Source organism: Polaromonas sp. UBA4122 (assembly GCA_002381615.1).
GTDB lineage: Bacteria > Pseudomonadota > Gammaproteobacteria > Burkholderiales > Burkholderiaceae_C > Polaromonas.
Genome location: DFWY01000019.1, coordinates 37,846 through 59,331 on the forward strand (window position 1 = coordinate 37,846; position 21,486 = coordinate 59,331).

Annotated in this window: 21 protein-coding genes and 1 pseudogene; 5 read left to right on the forward strand and 17 right to left on the reverse strand. The window is 59.1% G+C overall.

All coding sequences use genetic code 11. The features are described from left to right. The first annotated feature begins 2 nt into the window (after nt 1-2). The 3 genes from B3F77_RS02685 to hypE all read left to right on the forward strand — a co-directional run bounded on the left by B3F77_RS02685 (nt 3) and on the right by hypE (nt 2,498). Nucleotides 3-227 carry a HypC/HybG/HupF family hydrogenase formation chaperone gene (locus tag B3F77_RS02685; protein WP_293603460.1) on the forward strand — a complete coding sequence of 75 codons (225 nt, stop codon included), beginning with the start codon at nt 3-5 and terminating at the stop codon, nt 225-227. Further along, the gene (gene hypD, locus B3F77_RS02690; protein WP_293603461.1) at nt 224-1,363 is read left to right on the forward strand and encodes a hydrogenase formation protein HypD; all 1,140 of its coding nucleotides are present in this window, start codon (nt 224-226) and stop codon (nt 1,361-1,363) included. The genes B3F77_RS02685 and hypD overlap by 4 nt, the downstream gene beginning before the upstream one ends. 73 nt (nt 1,364-1,436) lie before the next feature. Further along, nucleotides 1,437-2,498, forward strand: coding sequence for a hydrogenase expression/formation protein HypE (hypE, locus tag B3F77_RS02695; RefSeq protein ID WP_293603462.1), 1,062 nt, complete (start codon nt 1,437-1,439; stop codon nt 2,496-2,498). Between the two features lie 189 nt (nt 2,499-2,687). Here hypE and B3F77_RS02700 read toward each other — a convergent pair whose 3' ends face one another. After that, entirely contained in the window at nt 2,688-2,885 is a 198-nt protein-coding gene (locus tag B3F77_RS02700; RefSeq protein WP_293603463.1) for a hypothetical protein, read from the reverse strand. A 370-nt stretch (nt 2,886-3,255) separates the two neighbouring features. Between B3F77_RS02700 and B3F77_RS02705 the strand changes: the two genes are divergently transcribed. Continuing rightward, the gene (locus B3F77_RS02705) at nt 3,256-3,876 is read left to right on the forward strand and encodes a hypothetical protein (protein WP_293603464.1); all 621 of its coding nucleotides are present in this window, start codon (nt 3,256-3,258) and stop codon (nt 3,874-3,876) included. Nucleotides 3,877-4,003: 127 nt separating this feature from the next. Here the strand turns inward: B3F77_RS02705 and B3F77_RS02710 are convergent. From B3F77_RS02710 to B3F77_RS02750, 8 genes and pseudogenes are all read right to left on the reverse strand, one after another. Then, a pseudogene (locus B3F77_RS02710) lies at nt 4,004-4,210 on the reverse strand (hypothetical protein); the annotation flags it as partial. 128 nt (nt 4,211-4,338) lie between these two features. Further along, nucleotides 4,339-5,046, reverse strand: coding sequence for a M48 family metallopeptidase (locus tag B3F77_RS02720; protein WP_293603465.1), 708 nt, complete (start codon nt 5,044-5,046; stop codon nt 4,339-4,341). Further along, nucleotides 5,047-8,340: a type I restriction endonuclease subunit R gene (locus B3F77_RS02725; protein WP_293603466.1), complete on the reverse strand. Its 3,294-nt coding sequence runs from the start codon at nt 8,338-8,340 to the stop codon at nt 5,047-5,049. Continuing rightward, a complete protein-coding gene (locus B3F77_RS02730; RefSeq protein WP_293603467.1) occupies nt 8,307-9,860 on the reverse strand; it encodes a Fic family protein in 1,554 nt (517 codons plus the stop codon). The genes B3F77_RS02725 and B3F77_RS02730 overlap by 34 nt, the downstream gene beginning before the upstream one ends. Continuing rightward, nucleotides 9,853-11,139, reverse strand: a complete 1,287-nt coding sequence (locus tag B3F77_RS02735) for a restriction endonuclease subunit S (protein WP_293603468.1) — start codon at nt 11,137-11,139, stop codon at nt 9,853-9,855. The genes B3F77_RS02730 and B3F77_RS02735 overlap by 8 nt, the downstream gene beginning before the upstream one ends. Further along, on the reverse strand, nt 11,132-13,639 hold the full coding sequence (locus tag B3F77_RS02740) for an HsdM family class I SAM-dependent methyltransferase (RefSeq protein WP_293603469.1): 2,508 nt from the start codon (nt 13,637-13,639) through the stop codon (nt 11,132-11,134). The genes B3F77_RS02735 and B3F77_RS02740 overlap by 8 nt, the downstream gene beginning before the upstream one ends. Before the next feature lie 157 nt (nt 13,640-13,796). Then, on the reverse strand, nt 13,797-15,989 hold the full coding sequence (locus B3F77_RS02745; protein ID WP_293603470.1) for a malate synthase G: 2,193 nt from the start codon (nt 15,987-15,989) through the stop codon (nt 13,797-13,799). An 11-nt stretch (nt 15,990-16,000) separates the two neighbouring features. Further along, nucleotides 16,001-16,720, reverse strand: coding sequence for a haloacid dehalogenase type II (locus tag B3F77_RS02750; RefSeq protein WP_293603471.1), 720 nt, complete (start codon nt 16,718-16,720; stop codon nt 16,001-16,003). Between the two features lie 336 nt (nt 16,721-17,056). On the opposite strand from B3F77_RS02750, the gene B3F77_RS02755 reads away from it, so the two are divergent. After that, complete coding sequence (locus B3F77_RS02755) at nt 17,057-17,545, forward strand: GNAT family N-acetyltransferase (protein WP_293603472.1); 489 nt, start codon at nt 17,057-17,059, stop codon at nt 17,543-17,545. Nucleotides 17,546-17,699: 154 nt separating this feature from the next. On the opposite strand, the gene B3F77_RS02760 is transcribed toward B3F77_RS02755, so the two are convergent. The 8 genes from B3F77_RS02760 to rplB all read right to left on the reverse strand — a co-directional run. Continuing rightward, entirely contained in the window at nt 17,700-18,206 is a 507-nt protein-coding gene (locus B3F77_RS02760) for a peroxiredoxin (RefSeq protein ID WP_293603473.1), read from the reverse strand. A gap of 189 nt (nt 18,207-18,395) precedes the next feature. Next, on the reverse strand, nt 18,396-18,665 hold the full coding sequence (gene rpsQ, locus B3F77_RS02765) for a 30S ribosomal protein S17 (RefSeq protein ID WP_293603474.1): 270 nt from the start codon (nt 18,663-18,665) through the stop codon (nt 18,396-18,398). Continuing rightward, entirely contained in the window at nt 18,662-18,868 is a 207-nt protein-coding gene (rpmC, locus tag B3F77_RS02770; protein WP_293603475.1) for a 50S ribosomal protein L29, read from the reverse strand. The genes rpsQ and rpmC overlap by 4 nt, the downstream gene beginning before the upstream one ends. Before the next feature lie 16 nt (nt 18,869-18,884). Continuing rightward, on the reverse strand, nt 18,885-19,301 hold the full coding sequence (rplP, locus tag B3F77_RS02775; protein ID WP_011481235.1) for a 50S ribosomal protein L16: 417 nt from the start codon (nt 19,299-19,301) through the stop codon (nt 18,885-18,887). Nucleotides 19,302-19,326: 25 nt separating this feature from the next. Further along, complete coding sequence (gene rpsC / locus B3F77_RS02780; RefSeq protein ID WP_293603476.1) at nt 19,327-20,247, reverse strand: 30S ribosomal protein S3; 921 nt, start codon at nt 20,245-20,247, stop codon at nt 19,327-19,329. Between the two features lie 12 nt (nt 20,248-20,259). Further along, nucleotides 20,260-20,589, reverse strand: a complete 330-nt coding sequence (gene rplV / locus B3F77_RS02785; protein ID WP_293603477.1) for a 50S ribosomal protein L22 — start codon at nt 20,587-20,589, stop codon at nt 20,260-20,262. A gap of 9 nt (nt 20,590-20,598) precedes the next feature. Then, complete coding sequence (gene rpsS / locus B3F77_RS02790; RefSeq protein ID WP_293603478.1) at nt 20,599-20,877, reverse strand: 30S ribosomal protein S19; 279 nt, start codon at nt 20,875-20,877, stop codon at nt 20,599-20,601. Between the two features lie 9 nt (nt 20,878-20,886). Further along, a partial coding sequence (rplB, locus tag B3F77_RS02795) for a 50S ribosomal protein L2 (protein WP_293603479.1) occupies nt 20,887-21,486 on the reverse strand: 600 nt, incomplete at its 5' end.

The window sequence follows — 21,486 nt, forward strand, 5'->3', positions numbered from 1 at the left end:
CCATGTGCCTCGCCCTGCCCGCTCGCATCGTGAAACTCATCGACGCCGAGACTGCCATCGTTGACCTCGGCGGCGTGCGCAAGCAGATCTCCATCGCCCTGGTACCCGAGGCGAAAGCGGGCGACTACGTGATCGTGCATGTGGGCCATGCCATCGGCACGCTCGACGAGGCAGAGGCGCAAGCCACGCTGGCGTTATTTGCCGAACTGGCCCGGAGCCCGACATGAACTACGTCGATGAATTCCGTGATGGTGCGCTGGCGCAAAACATCGCCCGGCGCCTGCAGGCCGAGGTGGACCCGTCGCGCAACTACAGCTTCATGGAGTTCTGCGGCGGTCACACCCATGCGCTGGCGCGTTACGGCGTCGTCGATCTGCTGCCGGACAACGTACGCATGATCCACGGCCCCGGCTGCCCGGTGTGCGTGTTGCCGATCGGCCGCATCGACATGGCCATCCAGCTGGCACTGGACCAGGGCGTGATGCTGTGCACCTATGGCGACGTGATGCGCGTGCCGGCCTCCGAGGGCTTGTCGCTGATGCGGGCCAAGGCCCGCGGCGCCGACATCCGCATGGTGTATTCGCCGGCTGACGCCTTGACGCTCGCGCGCGAACAGCCCAGCCGCGACGTGGTGTTCCTGGCGATCGGCTTCGAGACCACCACGCCGCCCACGGCTCTGGTGATCCTGCAGGCCGCGCGCGAGGCAGTGAAAAATTTCAGCGTGATGTGCTGCCATGTGCTGACGCCGAGTGCCATCACCCACATCCTGGAGTCGCCCGAGGTACAGCAGTACGGAACGCTGCCGCTGGACGGGTTTGTCGGCCCGGCGCATGTGAGCATCATCATCGGCTCGGCACCGTATGAGCCCTTCGCACGGGCGTACCGAAAGCCGGTGGTGATCGCCGGTTTCGAACCGCTGGACGTGATGCAGGCCATTGTCATGCTGGTGCGCCAGGTCAATGAAGGCCGCGCTTGTGTCGAGAACGAATTCACCCGGGCCGTGACGCCGCAGGGTAATGCCGCAGCGCAGGCCGTGATGGCGCAGGTATTCGAGTTGCGCGACAGCTTCGAATGGCGGGGACTCGGTGAGGTGCCGTCCAGTGCCCTGAAGATTCGCCCCGGGCTCAAAGCCTTCGATGCCGAGCAGCGTTTCGATCTGAACTACCAGAGCGTGCCCGACCACAAGCAATGCGAGTGCGGCGCCATCCTGCGCGGGGTCAAGCGGCCAACCGACTGCAAGCTGTTCGGCACGGTCTGCACGCCCGAGAACCCGATGGGATCGTGCATGGTCTCGAGCGAGGGCTCATGCGCGGCGCACTATACCTATGGGCGGTTTCGGGACATTCCGGTGGGGGCCGCATGAGCACTCGCTGGGCCGCCCCAAGAGTGCTCGCTCCCCCTCGGGGGGAAGGCGCGGAACGCGCCAAAGGGGCCACATGAGCAGCGCGAAGAGGGACTACATCCGCCCGCTCGACTTCAGGCACGGCCGCATCGACATGAACCATGGCGCCGGCGGCCGGGTGTCGGCGCAACTGATCGAGGAACTGTTCGTGCGCGCCTTTGACAACGACGTCCTGCGCCAGGGCAACGACGGTGCGCTGCTGCCGGTGCCGCCGCCCGGCCATCGGCTGGTGATGGCCACCGACGCGCATGTGATCTCGCCGCTGTTCTTTCCCGGCGGCGACATCGGCTGCCTGGCGGTGCATGGCACGATCAATGACGTGGCGATGCTCGGTGCGACGCCGCTGTACCTGAGTGCGAGCTTCATCCTCGAAGAAGGCTTCCCGTTGCTGGACCTCCAGCGCATTGTCGAGTCCATGGCAGCGGCGTCACGCGCGGCCGCTGTTCCCATCGTCACCGGTGACACCAAGGTGGTTGAACGGGGCAAGGGCGATGGCGTCTTCATCAGCACCACCGGCCTGGGCGTGGTGCCCGAGGGGCGTGACATCGGTGGCGCCAACGCGCAGGCGGGCGATGCGGTGCTGCTGTCGGGCAGCATCGGCGAGCATGGCGTGGCGGTGCTGTCGCAGCGCGAGTCACTGCAGTTCGAGACCGCCACCCTATCCGACAGCGCGGCGCTGCACACACTAGTGGCCACTATGCTGGCCGCCGCCCCCGAGGGTGCGGTGCGCGTGCTGCGCGACCCGACGCGCGGCGGCCTGGCCACTACGCTCAACGAAATCGCGCGCCAGTCCAGGGTGGGTATGTTGTTGCAGGAAGCAGCGATACCAGTGCTGCCGCAGGTGGCTGCGGCCTGCGAGTTGCTCGGGCTGGACCCGCTGTACATCGCTAACGAGGGCAAGCTGGTGGCGATCGTCGCGCCCGAGGCCGCCGATGCGGTGTTGGCGGCGATGCGTGCACACCCGCTCGGTCGCTCGGCAGCCCGCATCGGCCACGTCAGCGCGGACCCGCACCGCTTCGTGCAGATGACCACGGCCTTCGGGGGGCGCCGGGTGGTGGACTGGTTGAGCGGCGAGCCGCTGCCACGCATCTGCTGAACGCAGCGCATCGATCTCGCCTTCATCGTGCAGTGCCTTCCACGTGTACACGGTTTGCCGGGCTACGCCACTAGGGGCGAGGTGAAAGTGGTGTTTATTCCGGCGATCCATTGCTCAACCGTGAGGGATGAGAATGGCAAGGACATCCACGAGGGCGGCAACCCGGGCGGATTTCTGATCACGGCGACGTCACTTTTTGCGTTCGCGAGGCTGGGTGTTGCGGCTTTTTCCGGCTTTTTCCAACGAGATTGCAACCGCCTGTTTGACCGCTTTTTGCTTCGTCGCGGGATGGCTGCTGCCTATCGATCCTTCCTTTTCCCACTCATTCACCAGCGTCTTGATATTGCTGCTGACGACTGCCTGGTTTGTCCCTTTTTTTAGTGGCATGACATTTCTCCAATCCGTAGAATTAAATTCAGCCAAATTGCGCCAACTGCGCGGACGTGTCCCGCGAGTTGGTTTGACGATCATTCAGCGCTAATGACCACACCTCAATGTGATATTGCAAGGGGTTCTAACGCCATCGATCGTTCCCCTTATTTTCTACTTCGCAGCCCGTACACACTATGCGCTTGCGCACATTCGGCAAAAGATTTTCTACTCTCGCAGCACGGCGAAATTAGCCGGGCGAAAGGGGCCAAGACCTGGGAGATGTCTGAGATTTTGCCTTTTCATTTCCCCCGTGACCCACACGAAAGCCGGATGAACCTTATTTTGTAAACGGCCCGGGTGCGCATGCGTCTCCCTAAATCGAAGAGTGATCGACGAACACGCCTCTTTCCTCCATCACTCCCTCCAGATGCCGGTAGCTCGACGGAGCCTGTCATTCGCAGTTCCACTCGGGGCTTTGCAACTGAATGAAGATGCCGAAGTCCTGTGCAATGAAATGGACTTGCTGGCCAGCCAAAATAATCATCAGTTCCAAGTCAGTCCTAAAGGACTCCTGTACCTTGAAGGGCATCGAGAGTCTGTGTCATCCATCGGCTTTTGCGCTATGTCGTTCAGTCCGGAAGTGCGCCAGTTATGGACGGATGTTATTAAACTGGCAACACGCGCGGCGGGCTATGAGCCATTGCGCATCGACTCAAAGCAACATAACGGCAAGATTGACGATGGAATCATGGCGTCCATTCGTGCGTCAAGGTTTGTGGTGTCAGATTTCACAGGAAACCGAGGCGGTGTTTACTACGAGGCCGGTTTTGCGCACGGGCTTGGATTGCCGGTGATCTTCATGTGCCGTGAAGGCGATGAGCTTCACTTTGATATTCGGCAATACAACTGTATTTTCTGGAAGCCGGAAAACTTTGAAGATGCGCAGTCACGGTTGAAGAATCGGATTCTGGCAACTCTGGGGCAAGGGCCAAAACTCGTTCAATAGATCAGATCCGCAAAAACGGCACCCGTAGATGCCGTTTTTGCAGTGACTTTATGGCAATTTTATATGCCAAATTGACCTCTATCCACCATCCCTATTACGTAGGCAACTATTAATTTGATAGCTTTTCTCAGACCGTCGCTGCCGCGGCAGCCGCTTTCACCTTCAAGCGCCAAGCGTGCAGCAGCGGCTCGGTGTAGCCGCCGGGTTGTTCCAGACCCTTGAACACCAGATCGCACGCTGCCTTATACGCCATGGACGTGTCGAAGTGGCCAGCCATGTTCTTGTACAACGGGTCGCCAGCGTTCTGCTTGTCCACCACGGCAGCCACGCGTGCGCCAGCCTCGGCAATGCAGGCCTTGAGGTTGACGCTGGTGCGGCGCTCTTCGTCCATGATGCCCAGCTTCACGGTGTAAACGGAGCCCTAATGAAATATGCACAAGCAGCTCCTAAATCAGGAGCGCTTTATAGGTCCAGGTTTGCCCCTCGTTGCCGTAACCATTCTTTTCGCTCGCGGTAATTGGGCAGAACTTTGTCCACCTCATTCCAGAACGCTTCGGAGTGATCACGGTGGTGCATGTGGCACAGCTCATGCACCACTATGTAATCAATCACCGTAAGCGGTGCCATCAGGCACTTCCAGTGAAAATGCAAATCGCCGTTGGACAGACAGGTTGCCCAGCGGTAGCCCAAATCCTTCACTTGCACTGCGCCAGGCGATACACCCACCCGGCTCGCAAAATGGGCCACACGAGCGTGTAGGCGAGGGAGCCCCTTGGTTCTAAAAAATTCCTCAAACGCCTGCTGGGCACCATCGCTCCCTCGCATCTCCACTACTGTGCGCAGCAACTGAAACCGTCCATCCCTGAGCTTCAGAAGTTCATCTTGTTGATCCACTAGCAACAGCCGGTAGCTGCTGCCCAAGTACAAGAAAGACTCACCGTTCACCCACTCTCGCACAACTTTGGTCGCATTTAGGTCGCGCCACTCCGCCAAGTTGCGGTAAATCCACATGCGTTTGGAAAACACTGTCTCATCCACCTGCTCGGGAGTCATCCGCAGGGGTGGGCGGACGCTAATTGCACCGTCCCGTTCAATCACGATATCGGTGGTCCGCCTCTCAGCGCCAGGCAACAATTGATATTGAATGTCATGAACTTGGCGTACTTGCATTTACGCTCCCTTTGCCTTGTGGCTACGAACCAGCTCATCGTGGCGGTTCTTTGCAAGCTTCATTACTTCTACCGTAACGCGTTCACGGTTCGTCTTTAGCTCTTCTATGCCCGCCTTGGCAATTTCGGTTTTGATGGCACCTCGCACACGTTTTTGCTTGTCAGCGTTGACCCAGAAATCCAGGCTGCCTATGGTGTCTGCCAGAATAGCCACCAGCTTCTCCATCAGCGCTTTTAGCGCGGCTATTTCTGCCTCAGGCACCGAGCCTCTGGCAAATCCCACTTGCACAATGTGCTCATAAAAAGTGGTGGCCTCGCGGCTCATGCCTTCAATACCTTGTTTGCGCCCGGCAACAGCCTCGGTCCGCAGCTCGGCAAGTTTTTCCGCCAGTAGATCCCACTGGTCATGGTGCTTTTCAATCAGCGCATCCACTTTGGCGGACAGACTCTTGAAGAAAGCTGGGTCTTCATCATGGTGCACCGTGCAATGCTTGCGGATTGCATGCTCCATCTCGCTGGCTTTGGCCTCGGGGTTCTTGCCTGCATGTGCGGCCAATTTGGCCATAAAGTCGGGGGCCAGCAGCTCCACGGGTTCCACTTTTGGGTTGATGCCCAAGCTGATCAGGTGCGCGTTGATCAGTGCCTTCACCTTTTCGCCTGCATCGCCCAGGTTCAGGCTGCTGTCCTTGTAGCGCTCCTTGGCCACCGCCATGATGTAAGCAAAGCGCCTTGCTGGCACACGGTAGGGCTGCGCGGACGCATGCGGCAACACAATGTCCATGCTCATCAGAAATTTCTTCAGGTACACGTCAAAGTCGGCCCGTTGTTTCTCATTCTTGAGCGCCGTCACCGCAGCATGCACCACAGCCGCCCCGGCCTCCAGGTTGGACAGCTCGCCATTCACAAACGGCTTGATTTGCTTGACCCCCATGCCCTCAAAGTGCTGCAGCAAGCGCTGGTATCGCTCGTCCAGCACCGGTAGTTCTGCGGTGATGTTCTGCAAACCACTTTGCAGCTCCTGCAATTCATCACTGGCGGCATAAAGCGTCAAGGCTTCGGTCAGGTGATTGGCCAGACCAATGTAGTCCACGATGTAGCCGCGCTTCTTGCCTTTCTTGACCCGGTTGGTGCGCGCTATGGCTTGCAGTAGTGTGTGCTCACGCAGCTTCTTGTCGATGTACATCACCTGCTCAATCGGCGCATCAAAGCCGGTGAGCAGCATGTCGCACACAATCAAAAAGGCAATCCCGGTGTTGGTTGCATCCGGGTCTTGCTGGTCAAACGCCTTGCAAAAATTATCTTTGGCGCGCAGCCGTGCGGCTTCTTTGCGGGCTTGGGTTACAAAGGCCGCCTCATTGGTTCCGTCCGACGAAATCACCACGGCAGTTTTCAAAAACTTCAGCTTGCCAATTAGCTCCTCGTCCGGCGCTGCCTTGAACTGTTCATTGGCAATGCGCTCTGCCAGCGCAGCCTTGATCCCGTTTTGGTAGCGAATGCACGCCAGCTTGGAGTGGCACACCACCTGCGCCTTGAAGCCGTTGGGCAAAATGTTGTCCACATAGTGGCTCACCAAATCTTTGGCAATGGCGTTGATGCGGTTTTCGGCCTCCAGCAGGTCTCCTGTAGCGCCGTATTTCTTCTTGATGGCCAGCAGGTCTTCCGCACTGCGTTCTTTGAACAAGTCTTCAAAGGCGGTGTCAAACGCATGCTTTTCATTCAGTGCGGTATCGGCAGTCTTGCCTTCGTACAAAATTTGCAGCGTCACTTCATCGTTCACCGCGTCCATCAGGCGGTAGGTGTCTATGTACTCGCCAAAGCGCTTGTGCGTTTTGCGCCCGCCGTGCCGTTCGGTAATCAGCGGCGTGCCGGTGAAAGCGATGCGCGCGGCGTTGGGGAAGGCTTCAAACAGGTTGTCGCCCAAGTCCGAGCCCTGCGTGCGGTGTGCTTCGTCAATCATCATGATGATGCGCTCGGACGCATTCACCACGCCAAAGGTCTGGGCCGCCGGTATGGCCAGGTAGGTGCCCAGCGCCTCGGCCACTGTATTGGTCAGCGTCTCCTTGCGCTCCTGAAACTTGTGCACCATCACCATATTGATGTCGGAGCTGTCGGTCGCCAGTTGGTAGCGCAGGTCTTGGCGCGTCTCGATCACGTTCACTCGACCGCCTATCAGCGTGGCGGTTTCACCCAACTGCTCTTCGAGGTCGTTGCGGTCATTCACCAGCACAATTTTGTAGTCGTTCAGGTCGCCGCTGGCGCGCAGCATACGCGCCAAAAACACCATGGTGAGCGACTTGCCTGAACCCTGCGTGTGCCACACCACGCCGCTGCGTTCGGCACTGCTGTTGCCGTTGCGCAGACGCTCCATGATCCTGGCCGCTGCCCGGAACTGCTGGTAGCGGCACACCACCTTGATGCGTGGCCCGCCTTCGGTGTCTTTGAATACGGCGCTGGTGCGCAGTATCTGCAGCAAGTTGGTCTTGGTCAGCATGCCCGCTACCAGTCGCTGCTGTGCATTCATACTGGCTAGCGCAGCGTCGTCTTGGGGGTGGAGCGTTTTCCAGGTGTAGAAGTGTTCGTCGCCCGAGGTAATGCTGCCGTAGTCGGCCTCCAGCCCGCAGCTGCGCACCAGCAGCAGGTTGCTGTGGAACAGCCTTGGTTCGCCCTCCTTCAGACCAGCGACCGCTGTCTCGGGGCGCTTGTTCAGGTAGCGCTGCAGCTGCACAAAGGCCTCAGCCATCGGGTTGGCACATACCTCCGAGCCTTTTTTGCATTCCACCACGCACAGCGGTATGCCGTTGATCAGCAACACAATGTCTGGGGTGATGAATTGCCGCACGCCCCCCGGCGTGTCAATACGAAACTGGTTGATGGCGTGGAACACATTGTTTTCAGGCGTCTGAAAGTCAATCAGCTTCACCACCGGATCGGCCTCACCGCTTAGCTCGTTCACATCCACCTGCGTCTTGATCAGCAGCGCCTGAATGGCCTCATTGGCTTCCAGCAAGGTTCGGTTGGGCTGGCGCAAAAGTTGGTTGCGCAGGTCTTCCAGTTGCCGGTCGGTCAGCCAACTGCGGCCATCGGGCAGGGTATTGATGCGCCGCACGGCTGCATAAAATACGTCGCTCAGCAGCCACTCCCTGAAGTTGCGGCGCAGGCTGATGCTTGCGTCTTGCGGTACGCCCGTGCCTTGGTCGATCACCGTCCAACCCTGGGCGGCGAGCTGTTGCAAAAAGGGTTGCTCTACTTCGCTGTATTCGCTCACGGCTTGCGCCCCTCGTGGCTTACCAGCCATTGCTGGCCTTTGGGAGTCAGTCGGTAGCGCTGTAAACGGCTATTGGGTTGGTCTGGCCGTGTCATTTCCAGCAAATTTGCAGCCATGGCTGGCATTAAATAGGCCTGCCGGAAATGTGGTGCGTGTTTCAGACCCAAGGCATCTTGCAGGGCGCTACGGGCTTGCTCGCCCAGTGCAGCTACCCGCAGCAGTCGAGCGACTTCCTCGGTGACTTGGTCGGTGACTTGGTCGGTGACTTGGTCGGTCGGCGCCTCCGGCTGTTCAGACAAAGGGTGCGCCGGTAGCCGAACCATGTAGGCCAGTCGGTCATCGTCGGTTTCAAACTGCGGCGCAGGTGAGCCATTGGCCGCCATGGCGCGTAGCATCTTGGGCACACCGGTTGAGCGGCCCTCGGTCAGGTCCAGTTCTTTTAAGAACTCGCCAATTCTCCGATTGCGATAACGGCGGCTCACTGCGCGGCCTGCCGCGAAGTCTGTCAGTTTGATAGAGCGGTCTGGCCCTGGAACGCTCAACACCACCAACTCTTTGCGGTCTATGCGCACCTCAATGGGTTCGCGCTCTTCATACGAACGGTGATACACCGCATTCACCAATGCCTCTTCAATGGCGGCATACGGAAAATTCCACACCCGCGTGGCCTGCGCCCGGTCAGGGTGCTTCACCACGGTTTCCACCAGGTAATTGCGCTGGATAAAGCCCAGCGCATCGCGCACCATGCGCGCAAGTGGCCCCTTGAATACCTTTTCATCAAACCGGTCACCCCCGGCCCCCTCGGGAAACCACACCACATCAATCTGCGTGTAGGGGAAAAAGCGCTCTGGTGTCTCGTTGAAAAACAGCAGCCCCACGTTCTTGGATCGGGGTGCTTCGCTGGGGCCACCCACCACATTCAACTGCCGCCCCAGCTCTTCCACCGTCATCTGCGGCGCATCGGTTGCCAGGGCGCTGCCCACCTCGGTCAAATACTCCACCATCAGCGGCTTGGACAAATCGCTCACTTGCGCCTGCAGGGCAAAGCGGTCATCCCACGGCACCTGTGCAGTCAGGCTCAGCAGCTCCTGCTCGGTTTCTCCCTTAGCCTCCACTGTGCTGCTGTAACGGCGGATGTAGTAGTGCCAGCTCTTTTGCTTGGCGCTCACCGATGCGGGTGCTTTATAAGGCCGGTGCATGCCGCCCGGGGCTTGCAACACGATCAGCTGGCGGCCTTCCACTTCTTGAACGGTCAGGGCGGGAAAGTAAGGCGGCTGTATCAGCTGGCAGGCCGCCAGCAGCTCCTGCTGAATCTTGTCGAGCTGGTTGATTGCCAAACCCACCGGCGGAAAGATGGGCTGGCCGTTGGCATCGCAGTCTTGCCCTATCACCACATAGCCGCCGCCCAGGTTCTCAAAATCATTGGCAAAGGCACACAGCGTGCGGATGATGGCATCCGGGTTCCAGCCCGCTTTGTATTCGATGCGCTCGCCCTCCACCGTGCGCTGGCGCAGCAGATCGAGCAGGTTGATGGGCAGCTTATTAGGCATGGGCTGGAGCATTGTCCGGGGAATTCACCTTGACCGCGACTTTGCCGGTGAGCAGGTCTTGCATGAGGCCGAGTTTTTGTGCACGCAAAGCCTCCATGCAGGTGATTTGGGCGCGGATAGTTTTTTGCATCGCATCGAATTTTGAAATGATGCGATTCTGTTCGTCAAGGTCAGGAATGCAAGCTGCAACTCGTTTCAAGTTGCCGGTGTTGATGCGAGGTCTTGTGACTCCTTGTTCAAACCGTCGCATTTGCCGCCGCGCCAACTCGGAATTGAGAAAGAGCATGAAAAACTTGTTCTCCATCACAGTCGATTTGCAACGAGCGCGAAAGCAGTCCGCCTTGTTGACGGCAGAAGGAAGTTCGGCTGGATAGCAGCACGCCCTACCGACAGCATATCGCTCATCACCTAGCCCGGCTATCAGCACATCCCCGCTGACTACCTTATTTCGGATGAGGAAACACGCATGCCGGTTGGAGATGTAGGCTTTGTCACTGTCGTCGTATTCATACTCCGCAATATTTTGAAGACGTACAACTTGAACACCGGCATCGGCGACATAGTGCTCAGTCTTCAAGTTTGATCCAAACGGACCGTCTGCAACCGATTCAAGTGCGACTTCCACATTCTGAAATCGCCACTCCTTCGGAATCCACCCAATCGCCGTTTCCTGGTACAGCTCGGGCGCTTGTTCGCGGGGTGGGCGCAGTTGGCCGGTGGGGAGCACGCCACGGGTGAAGAGGTCGTGCATCAGGCCGGCTTTGATGTGCTGGTATTTCTCGATCAGCGCTTCTGTTTGTTCGATGGCGGTGTCGATGCTGGAGAGGATGGCGGCGATTTTGTTCTGCTTTGCACAACCGAAAACCGGTATCGGTACCGTCCGTACGTCGTCTGTTGAAACTGCCGCAAATGTGGAGCCTTGGCTGCGCCGATGGAGGTAGCCTGCGCCGTGCTCTACCGCATGCTTCAAAAAGACAGTATTCGCTATGTTTGGTTTGGCTTTGAAGGAGCCTAGCCCCCGACCGATGCAATAGTCCTGATCGGCATAGTTCATTGTTCCTACCGGAGCACGCACGCTGATCAGCACAGACTCTGCCTTCGCGCTGCGCAGCGGTGGATCGCAAAAAACAAACGTATGCGGATTGCGTGCACCAAATTCCGCGCACCCCTGCAAGAACGGCAGCCCCTTTCCATCTGCATTGCAGAGTTCGGTCCCTGGCGATTGGCCCATGGTGACATCAGCAAAGCTGGCAAGGGGGGCGAAGGTCACCTCACTCATATCCCAACTCCACCAAAAACTTCTGCAGCGCTGCTGCTGCCGCCTCCCGCTGCACTTCAATCTGCTGGGCCGTGACCGCGTATTTGCGCCACAGGTTTTCAATCGCCGCCACGCAGGCACGCTGGTCGGCGCGCAGGTAGTGTTGCACGCTGGCAAACAGCACTTTGCGCAGGCGCACCACGATGATCTGACGCGCTTCATCGGCGCTGATCTTCAGGCGGGCTTGGGCCACCAGTTCGTCCTTTTTGGCGCTGGTGGTTTTGATGTGGGCTTTGAGGGTTTTGGCTTCATCCTCCAGCGCTTTGTGGCGCTGGAGCTGCGCTTCAATGCGGTCGGCCTCGGCTTGCAATGCTTTGGCATCACCCAGCGATGGGTCGCGCTTGGCCAATTTCATCATGCCTTTGGCATCTTTCCGTGTGGCTTTGAGTGCCTTGACTTCGTCAGCGGGCAGCACGCCGGTGTCTTCTGTGTCTTCAAAGTCTTCTTCGCTGGCGGCGGTAAACAGGGCTTGCAGCTCGGCCAGGCGGGCGTGTTGGGCCTCCAACTCGGCCAGCACTTGGGGAAACTGGCTTTGCAGAATGTCGTCGTCGGGTATCAGTTCCGGCCCCCAGCCGCTGGCGGCGATGGATTTGAGGTCGGACGCCAGCGCTTGGTAAAAGTTGGCAAATGCGCCGCGCACCTGATAGCGTGTGAGCAGGTGCTGGTCGGCAAAGGTGCGCTCTATGCCGTCCAGCAGGGCTGCGCGCACGGCGTAGACGTTGCGGTGGGTGGCGTGCTGGTTGCTTGCGTCCGGTGCCAGGGCTTCGATGATGGGCAGGTGGGCTTGCCACCAAGTGCCTAACTGCGCCATGAACCGGGCCTGGCGCTGCTGCACGCCGGGGTGCTGGGCCACGTGGTCGGCAATGGCGCATTTGTCTTGCAGGGCTTGGGTGAAGTCGGCGTAGTGCGTTCCATGTTCGGCAGCCGCGCGCAGCGTAAAGCAGCTATCGATGAGGTCGGGGTAGTTTTGCCAAAAATGAACCAGGTTGCCGATCTCATTGACCGGCACGCCGCCGTGCAGATGCGCGCGCACGTCGTGTGGCTCGGGTGGCGGGGCGTTGTCCACATAGCGGCGGATGTTGCAGTTGTATTCTTCCGCCTTGATTTCTGCCACCGGCACGCGGCACGCATACGCCGGGATGTCTTGCCCCGCGCGGTAGGCATGGACGATTTTGTCGATGTCTTCGGCGCGCAGGTGGTTCTGGGCTTTGCCTTCGCGGTATTCGCGGTCGGCGTTGATGAACAGCACATGGTCGCGCTGCGCCGCGCCGGCTTTGTTCAGTACCAAAATGCAGGCCGGGATACCCGTGCCATAGAAGAGGTTACCCGGCAGGCCCACCACGGCCTCCAGGTAGCCTTTGTCGATAAAGTGCTGGCGCGCCTCGCGCTCTTCGCCACCCCGAAATAGCACGCCGTGCGGCATGACGGTGGCCAGGCGGCCATCGCCTTTGAGCACGGCCAGCATGTGCTGCACAAACATGAGGTCGGCCTTTTTGCCTTTTTCGGGCATCCACACTGGAAAGCGGCCGGGGAACTTGATGTCTTTCTTGATGTAGTTCTGGCTGAAGGGTGGGTTGGCCAGCACGCGGTCAAAGCGGCGCAGGTTGCCGGTTTCATCCTGGTGCTGCGGCTCGCGCAGGGTGTCTTGCTGGCGGATGTCGGCGTCGGGGATGCCGTGCAGCAGCATGTTCATCTTGCAGATGGACCAGGTGGTGCCCATCTTCTCCTGGCCAAAGAGGGATACCTTACTGGCATCCAGCCCTTTTTCGCGCACGTAGTCGCGCACCTGGATCAGCATGCCGCCCGAGCCGACCGTGGGGTCGTACACGCGCATGCCGTCTTCGGGGTTGCAGATTTCCACGCAGATGCGCACCACTTCGGCGGGGGTGTAGAACTCGCCTGCCTTTTTGCCCGCAGAGTCGGCAAAGTACTTGATCAGCCACTCGTAGGCGGCGCCCAGCAGGTCGGGGAATTCGAAGTCGCTGTCTTTGAGCGGGATCTTGTCAAAGTTCTGGATGAAGTCGGCCAGCGTGTCGTCGTCCAGCGTGGTCTGGCCGATCTTGCGGTTGAAGTTGATGGTGCCTTTGAGCACGTCCTGCAAGGCGTCGGCGTTTTCATCTTCCAGGGCCTCCAGCGCTTTGTTGAGCATGGAGCCCACATTGACCTTGGTGTGCTTGAGTTCGCTCCAGCGGGCGCGGGGCGGCACGTAGAAATATTTGCCGGAGTATTGGTCTTTGTCTTCCAGGTTGAGGGCAATGTCGGTTGCGCTCAAATTTGCGGCCTTGCCTTCTGCTTTGATCGCTTCGCGGCGCTCGTCAAACAGGTCGCTGGCACGCTTGAGGAAGAGCATGCCGAAGATGTATTCCTTGTACTCACTGGCGTCCATGTTGCCGCGCAGGGCATCACAGGCGGTCATCAGCAGGTTTTCGAGGCGGGAGAGAGTGAGTTTGGCAGCTGACATGGGGAACGATGGTACCAAGAAGCCAAGCTTTGGTGGTCAAAATGCAAAACGGCACCCGCAGTGCCGTTTTAGGGGTTTTTATAACAAAACAGGCCTCTAGCGCTTATATGACGGGCGTAAGCAGCTATCTAATTAATAGCAACTGACCGCGCCCGCATCAGGCCGTGCCCGCTTTCACCTTCAAGCGCCAAGCGTGCAGCAGCGGCTCGGTGTAGCCGCCGGGTTGTTCCAGACCCTTGAACACCAGATCGCACGCTGCCTTGTACGCGGCGCTGGTGTCAAAGTGACCGGCCATGTTCTTGTACAACGGGTCGCCAGCGTTCTGCTTGTCCACCACGGCAGCCATGCGCTCGAAGGTTTCCCTGACTTGCGCCTCTGTGACGACGCCGTGGTGCAGCCAGTTGGCCATGTGCTGGCTGCTGATGCGCAGCGTGGCACGGTCTTCCATCAGGCCGACGTTGTGGATGTCAGGCACTTTGGAGCAGCCCACGCCCTGGTCGATCCAGCGCACCACGTAGCCGAGAATGCCCTGCGCATTGTTGTCGAGCTCTTGCTGTTTCTCGGCGGCGCTCCAGTTCGGATTGACGGCCACAGGGATGGTCAGCAATCCATTGAGCAGGTTGTCACGCTCCTTGGTGGCGTCGATTTTTTCCAGCTCTTTTTGCACGTCACTGACCAGCACCTGGTGGTAGTGCAGCGCGTGCAGCGTGGCGGCGGTTGGGCTGGGCACCCAGGCGGTATTGGCGCCGGCTTTGGGGTGGGCAATTTTCTGCTCCAGCATGGCCGCCATCAGGTCGGGCATGGCCCACATGCCCTTGCCGATCTGCGCCTTGCCGCGCAGGCCGCAGGCGAGGCCCACGAGCACGTTGTTCTTTTCGTAAGCGTCAATCCAGGCGCTGGTTTTCATGTCGCCCTTGCGGATCATGGGACCGGCCTGCATGGCGCTGTATATCTCGTCGCCGGTGCGGTCCAGGAAGCCGGTGTTGATGAAGGCCACGCGCGCGCCAGCCTCGGCAATGCAGGCCTTGAGGTTGACGCTGGTGCGGCGCTCTTCGTCCATGATGCCGAGCTTGACGGTGTTGGCGGGCAGGCCCAGCAGTGCCTCCACGCGGCCAAACAGCTCGGAGGCAAACGCGACTTCGGCGGGGCCGTGCATCTTGGGTTTGACGATATAGACCGAGCCGGCGCGTGAATTTTTGATGCCTGGCTGGCCCTGGCGTTTCAGATCGTGCAGGGCGATGGTCACCGTGACGACGGCGTCCATGATGCCCTCCGGAATTTCCTTTCCGCCGTCATAAAGGATGGCCGGGTTGGTCATCAGGTGGCCCGCATTGCGCACAAACATCAGCGAGCGGCCATGCAGCGAAACCGGCTTGCCGTCGGCGCCCTGGTATACGCGATCAGGGTTCAGGCCGCGGGTAAAGGTCTTGCCGCCCTTGCTGACTTCTTCGGTCAGCGTGCCCTGCAAAATTCCGAGCCAGTTGCTGTAAGCGTGCACCTTGTCTTCGGCATCGACCACGGCGACCGAGTCTTCCAGATCCAGGATGGTGGAGAGTGCGGCTTCGAGCACCAGATCGCTGATACCGGCCAGATCGGTTTGCCCGATGGTGGTGCTGCGGTCGATCTCGATGTCAATGTGCAGACCGTTGTGCTGCAGCAGCACCGACGACGGCGCGGCTGCATCGCCCTGGTAGCCCACAAACTGGGCCGGGTCGGCCAGGCTGGTGCTGCCGCTCTTGAGGGCCACCATCAGCTTGCCGTCTTCGATGCGGTAGCCGGTAGAGTCCTTGTGCGATCCTGCGGTCAGCGGAGCCGCCTGGTCCAGGAAGTTGCGGGCAAATTCAATCACCTTGGCGCCGCGCACGGGGTTGTAGCCTTTGCCTTTTTCGGCGCCACCTGCTTCGGAAATCGCGTCGGTGCCATACAGCGCGTCGTACAGCGAGCCCCAGCGTGCGTTGGCCGCATTGAGTGCGTAGCGTGCATTCAGGATCGGCACCACGAGCTGCGGCCCGGCCTGCACCGCCAGCTCGGCATCGACGTTGGCGGTGGTGGCGGTAACCGTTGCAGGCTGCGGCACCAGGTAGCCTATTTTTTCGAGGAAGGCGCGGTAAGCGGGCATATCCTGAATCGGGCCGGGGTGGGCACGGTGCCAGCCGTCCAGCTCTGCCTTCAAGCGGTCGCGCTCGGCCAGCAGGGCGATGTTTTTAGGTGCGAGATCGGCCACGATGGCATCAAAGCCTTGCCAGAAATTGGCGCTGCTGACGCCAGTGCCGGGCAGGACGCGGCTTTCAATGAACTGGTGCAGAACGGTCGCGACTTGCAGGCGGTGCGTTGGGGTACGTGCGGTCATAGTGTGAAACTTCAGTTAAGGGAGGAGGTTGGAAAAAAGTGCAGCACATCGCGCAGGGTGCTGCCGGTGTACATGGGTTGCGTGCCCAACTCTTCAAAGGGCAGCTGGTAGCGGTTGACCCACAGCGTTTGGTAGCCGAACCAAGTGGCGGCCAGCGCATCCCAACTGTTGCAGCTCACAAACGCGATCTGCCGCGCTTCAAGGCCCGTGGCCTGCAGGCCCAGTGCGTAGGCGTCTGGATGGGTCTTGTATTTGCGGATGGCGTCCACGCTGATGATATGGTCCAGCAGGCCCTCCAGCCCAGCGGACTTGACGGCCACGGCTAGCATGGCCGGGTCGCCATTGGACAGGACGCCGGTGACGATGCCTTGCGCTTTGAGGGCCTGCAGCACGTCCTTGTTTTCAGGCAAGGCCGACAGATGCAGGTACTGATTCATGAGCTGCTGCTCGCGCTCCGCGGTGAGCATCAGCCCCAGGCGTTTGCAGGCATAGCGCAAGCCAGCGCGCGTCAATTCCCAAAAAGGCTGGTAGTGCGCGCCGCCGTTGCTGGTAGTGACCAGCCGCGTGTACTCAATCTGCTTGTCGCGCCACAGCACGGCCAAGGCCTGGCCCTGGCCTGGAAACAGCTGCTCCGCCAGCAGGCCCACACTGTACACATCCAGCAGCGTGCCATAAGCGTCGAACAGCACTGCGCGAATAACGGCAGGCGGGGCAGAGCGAGGATTTTCCATGGGCTCTACTTTATTTGATACTTGTCCAATGATTAATGAACGATGAAACGTTATATTTGTGACTTTTATATTAGTAATTGGGTGTGCACCCCGAAGGGGAGTAACAGCTAAATGCGAACAGGCGAAAGCCGCTAACCATGTCTGTTCGCCAAGTATTGATCAGCGAGGTTGACCCTCGCGAGATCAGGGTTTTCGCGTTCGCCTCATCGTGCCCTGCACGCCCGGCGGCGCTACCGCACGGTCACGCGCCACATTGCGCTAACAGCCATGAGTTCTAAACAGAACGCAGCACGTCACCGACGTTAAACTGGGTGATCTTTTTTCGCAGCCGACTCCGTGCCACGACCCTCCATCCAGTTCATCACGCCCGACACGCCCCAGCAACTGGCCGCAACGCGCCTGATCTTTATCGAGTATGCGGAGCAGCTGGGCATCGATTTGTGCTTCCAGAATTTCGAGGTCGAGCTGGTCGATTTGCCCGGCGAGTACGCCGCCCCGGAAGGCAAGCTGCTGCTGGCCTTGGTGGATGGGGAACTCGCGGGCTGCTGCGCGCTTCGTGCCCTCGACTCGGTGGACTACCCCAATGTCGGTGAAATGAAGCGCCTTTTTGTGCGCAAGGCTTTTCGCCGCTTTGGCTTGGGCAGGCAGTTGGCCGAAGCGGTGCTCGACGCGGCGCGCATCGCGGGTTACCGAGGCGTATTGCTGGACACACTGGACGACATGGAGTCAGCCCGCGCCCTGTATGCGGAACTCGGCTTTGTGGAAATTCCGCCTTACTACCCCAATCCGATTGCCGGGGCCCACTATCTGAAGGTGGATCTATAAGCCAGGATTTATAAGCAAAAAATGCCTCTACCCCAAACAAGGCGGGAGCAAGCAGCTATTAAATTCATAGCAATTGGCGCCTTTACAAAAAAAGCCACCGGTCTTGCGAGCGGTGGCTTTTTTGGCAGGCAACGGACGTGCGTGCAAATGACCGTCAGGCTTTGGCTTGCGCCAGCAGAGTGGCCGCATCGCTGACTTCGAACTTGCCGGGACCTTCAATATTGAGGCTCGCCACTTTGCCGTCTTTGACCAGCATGGAGTAGCGGTTGCTGCGCAGGCCCATGCCCTTGCCTGTCAGGTCCAGCGTCAAGCCAGTGGCTTTGGCGAAGAGGGCATCGCCGTCGGCCAGCATACGCACTTTGCCGTCGGTTTTCTGCTCACGCGCCCAGGCGCCCATGACAAACGCGTCGTTCACGCTCACGCACCAGATCTCGTCGACACCGGCGGCTTTGAGCTCAGCGACCTTCTCGACATAACCCGGCACATGTTTGGCCGAGCAGGTTGGCGTGAAGGCGCCTGGCAGCCCGAACAGTGCAATGGTTTTGCCAGCCGCGGCTTTGGCCACATCGACCGGGTTGGGCCCGATTCTGCAGCCGCCCTCTGCAACGTCTGAATATTCCATCAGCGTGGCTGCGGGAAGGGTGTCGCCTACTTTGATCATGGGGTGCTCCTGGTTGGGATAAACGAAAAAAGGAATCGGTAACTCCTATTTTCACTCACGCAGAAAGCCTTGGAGTGGACAACGGTCTTTCTGCGGCTCGTCCCGGCTCATGTTGTCACTTGAGGCGGAAACAAAAACGGCTCACAGAGTGAGCCGTTTTTGATGACTTGCAGTCAAAGTCTTGACGATTTAAACGGCAGCAGCCTTTTCCACCAAACGGGTCACGACCCAGTTTTTGGTCTTTGAAATAGGGCGGCTTTCGGTGATCTCGATCATGTCACCCATCTTGTACTCGCCCTTTTCGTCATGGGCGTGGTACTTGCTGGACAGGGACACAATCTTGCCATACAGCGCGTGCTTGACGCGGCGCTCGACCAGCACCGTCACGGTTTTAGCGCGCTTGTCGCTGACAACCTTGCCAATCAAGGTGCGCTTGAGGGATTTTTTTGCTTCCGTCATTTGTTGGCTCCTTGCTTGACGATGGTTTCGGCCAAAATGGTTTTGGCACGAGCGATGGCACGGCGCGTGGAACGCAACGTAGAGGTGTTGGTGAGTTGCTGCGTGGCTTTTTGCATGCGCAGGCCAAAGTGGGCTTTTTGTAGCTCTTTGACTTCGGTTTGCAGGCTGGCAACGTCTTTTTGGCGCAGTTCAGTAGTTTTCATGGCTTCATTCTCCTGATTACTGGCCGATCATGCGGCTGACGAACGTGGTGCGCAGCGGCAGCTTGGCAGAAGCCAGGCGGAACGCTTCGCGTGCAAGTTCTTCAGGCACACCGACGATTTCAAAAACGATCTTGCCGGGCTGGATTTCAGCCACGTAGTACTCTGGATTACCTTTACCGTTACCCATACGCACTTCAGCAGGCTTTTGGGAAATTGGCTTGTCCGGAAAGACACGGATCCAGATACGGCCGCCACGTTTGACGTGACGGGAAATCGCACGACGTGCGGCTTCAATTTGACGAGCAGTCAGGCGACCACGGTCGGTGCACTTCAGGCCGAAGTCACCGAACGCCACCGAGTTACCCCGGGTTGCGACGCCGGTGTTACGGCCTTTTTGCTCTTTGCGGTATTTTCTGCGAGCGGGTTGCAGCATGGTTTTTCTCCGTTATTCCGACCGATTACTCGGTCTTGGCACCGTCAGCTGCTGCAGCTGGCGCGGCTTTGCGGACGCGCTTAACGGTGGTTTGCGGGGCGTCGGCAACTGGTGCGGCACCAGTTGCGTCGGCAGGTTTGTCGCTGCCATCAGCAGGGGCCGTGTTGATTCCACCGACCGGGCCGCGCGCAGGGCGGGCACCACGGGGAGCCGGACGGTCCGTACGGTCACCAGGACGTGCATCACGACGTGGGCCACGTGGACGGCGCTCTTCTTCTGCCGGCGTCTCCATCATCTTGGCACCGGGCGCATCGCTACGACCCAGCGTATCGCCTTTATAGACCCAGACCTTGACACCGATGATGCCGTAGGTCGTCTTGGCTTCAGAGGTGCCGTAGTCGATGTCGGCGCGCAGGGTGTGAAGGGGCACGCGACCTTCGCGGTACCACTCGCAACGGGCGATTTCAATGCCATTGAGACGGCCGGACGACATGATCTTGATGCCCAAGGCACCCAGACGCATGGCGTTTTGCATGGCGCGCTTCATGGCACGGCGGAACATGATGCGTTTTTCAAGCTGTTGGGTGATGCTGTCAGCGATAAGCTTGGCATCAATTTCAGGCTTGCGAACTTCTTCAATGTTCACGGCGACCGGCACGCCCAGCTGACGGCTCAGTTCTTTCTTGAGGTTCTCGATGTCCTCGCCTTTTTTACCGATCACCACGCCCGGACGTGCCGAGAAAATCGTGATGCGGGCATTTTTGGCGGGGCGTTCGATCAGAACGCGCGAAACGGCGGCGTTCTTCAGCTTGGCCTTAAGGTACTCGCGAACCTTGATGTCTTCAGCCAGCATGCCGGCGAAGTCACGGTTGTTGGCATACCAGCGGCTGGCCCAGTTGCGGCTGATGGCAAGGCGGAACCCGGTTGGGTTGATTTTTTGTCCCATATCCTGCTGCCTTTAGTTGCCAACCACCACGTACACATGGCACGTGGGCTTGCTGATGCTGTTACCGCGGCCTTTGGCGCGCGCGGAGAAACGCTTGAGCGTGGCACCTTGCTCGACGTGAATGGTTTTCACCTTCAACTCATCGATATCGGCGCCATCGTTATGTTCAGCGTTGGCGATGGCGGACTCAACTACCTTCTTGATGATTCCAGCAGCTTTTTTCTGCGTGAAATTCAGGATGTTGAGCGCTTGATCCACTTTCTTGCCGCGAATCAGGTCAGCGACCAGGCGGCCTTTGTCGACCGACAGACGAACGCCCCGGAGGGTTGCACGTGTTTCCATGGTCTTTCCTTACTTTCTCACAACTTTTTTGTCAGCCGGATGACCTTTGAAGTTCCGGGTGAGTGCAAACTCGCCCAGCTTGTGGCCAACCATTTGATCGGTGATGTAGACAGGGACGTGCTGCTTGCCGTTATGCACGGCAATGGTCAGGCCGATGAACTCGGGCAGGATCATGGAGCGACGCGACCAGGTCTTGATCGGCTTTTTGTCTTTGTTGGTAACCGCTTTATCAGCCTTGGCTACCAAATGATGGTCGACAAACGGACCTTTTTTGAGTGAACGGGTCATAGCTAGCCCTTACTTCTTGCGACGCGACACGATCATGACCTGCGTGCGCTTGTTGTTACGGGTACGGTAACCTTTGGTCAGATTGCCCCATGGGTCGACAGGATGGCGGCCTTCACCGGTCTTGCCTTCACCACCACCGTGCGGGTGGTCAACCGGGTTCATCACCACACCGCGAACGGTTGGGCGAATACCCATCCAGCGCTTGACACCGGCCTTGCCCAAACGGCGCAGGCTGTGCTCTTCGTTGGCGACTCCACCAATGGTGGCGCGGCATTCAATGTGAATCTTACGAACTTCACCCGAACGCATGCGCACCTGGGCGTAGGTACCTTCACGCGCCAGCAGCGTCGCAGACGTACCGGCGGAACGGGCGATTTGCGCGCCTTTGCCGATTTGCATCTCGATGCAGTGGATGGTGGAACCCACGGGAATATTGCGGATGGGCAGCGCATTGCCGACGCGAATCGGCGCTTCCGAACCACTCATCAGCGTGGCACCGACTTCAAGGCCACGGGGGGCGATGATATAGGCGCGCTCACCGTCGGCGTAGCAGATCAGGGCAATATGGGCCGTGCGGTTGGGGTCGTACTCGATCGCAGCGACCTTCGC

Bases quoted from the DNA above. Each gene is read 5' to 3' on its own strand.
- B3F77_RS02685 (WP_293603460.1), top strand. From the start codon at position 3: ATGTGCCTCGCCCTGCCCGCTCGCATCGTGAAACTCATCGACGCCGAG.
- hypD (WP_293603461.1), top strand. From the start codon at position 224: ATGAACTACGTCGATGAATTCCGTGATGGTGCGCTGGCGCAAAACATC.
- hypE (WP_293603462.1), top strand. From the start codon at position 1,437: ATGAGCAGCGCGAAGAGGGACTACATCCGCCCGCTCGACTTCAGGCAC.
- B3F77_RS02700 (WP_293603463.1), bottom strand. From the start codon at position 2,885: ATGCCACTAAAAAAAGGGACAAACCAGGCAGTCGTCAGCAGCAATATC.
- B3F77_RS02720 (WP_293603465.1), bottom strand. From the start codon at position 5,046: ATGCAAGTACGCCAAGTTCATGACATTCAATATCAATTGTTGCCTGGC.
- B3F77_RS02725 (WP_293603466.1), bottom strand. From the start codon at position 8,340: ATGGCTGGTAAGCCACGAGGGGCGCAAGCCGTGAGCGAATACAGCGAA.
- B3F77_RS02730 (WP_293603467.1), bottom strand. From the start codon at position 9,860: ATGCCTAATAAGCTGCCCATCAACCTGCTCGATCTGCTGCGCCAGCGC.
- B3F77_RS02735 (WP_293603468.1), bottom strand. From the start codon at position 11,139: ATGAGTGAGGTGACCTTCGCCCCCCTTGCCAGCTTTGCTGATGTCACC.
- B3F77_RS02740 (WP_293603469.1), bottom strand. From the start codon at position 13,639: ATGTCAGCTGCCAAACTCACTCTCTCCCGCCTCGAAAACCTGCTGATG.
- B3F77_RS02745 (WP_293603470.1), bottom strand. From the start codon at position 15,989: ATGACCGCACGTACCCCAACGCACCGCCTGCAAGTCGCGACCGTTCTG.
- B3F77_RS02750 (WP_293603471.1), bottom strand. From the start codon at position 16,720: ATGGAAAATCCTCGCTCTGCCCCGCCTGCCGTTATTCGCGCAGTGCTG.
- B3F77_RS02760 (WP_293603473.1), bottom strand. From the start codon at position 18,206: ATGATCAAAGTAGGCGACACCCTTCCCGCAGCCACGCTGATGGAATAT.
- rpsQ (WP_293603474.1), bottom strand. From the start codon at position 18,665: ATGACGGAAGCAAAAAAATCCCTCAAGCGCACCTTGATTGGCAAGGTT.
- rpmC (WP_293603475.1), bottom strand. From the start codon at position 18,868: ATGAAAACTACTGAACTGCGCCAAAAAGACGTTGCCAGCCTGCAAACC.
- rplP (WP_011481235.1), bottom strand. From the start codon at position 19,301: ATGCTGCAACCCGCTCGCAGAAAATACCGCAAAGAGCAAAAAGGCCGT.
- rpsC (WP_293603476.1), bottom strand. From the start codon at position 20,247: ATGGGACAAAAAATCAACCCAACCGGGTTCCGCCTTGCCATCAGCCGC.
- rplV (WP_293603477.1), bottom strand. From the start codon at position 20,589: ATGGAAACACGTGCAACCCTCCGGGGCGTTCGTCTGTCGGTCGACAAA.
- rpsS (WP_293603478.1), bottom strand. From the start codon at position 20,877: ATGACCCGTTCACTCAAAAAAGGTCCGTTTGTCGACCATCATTTGGTA.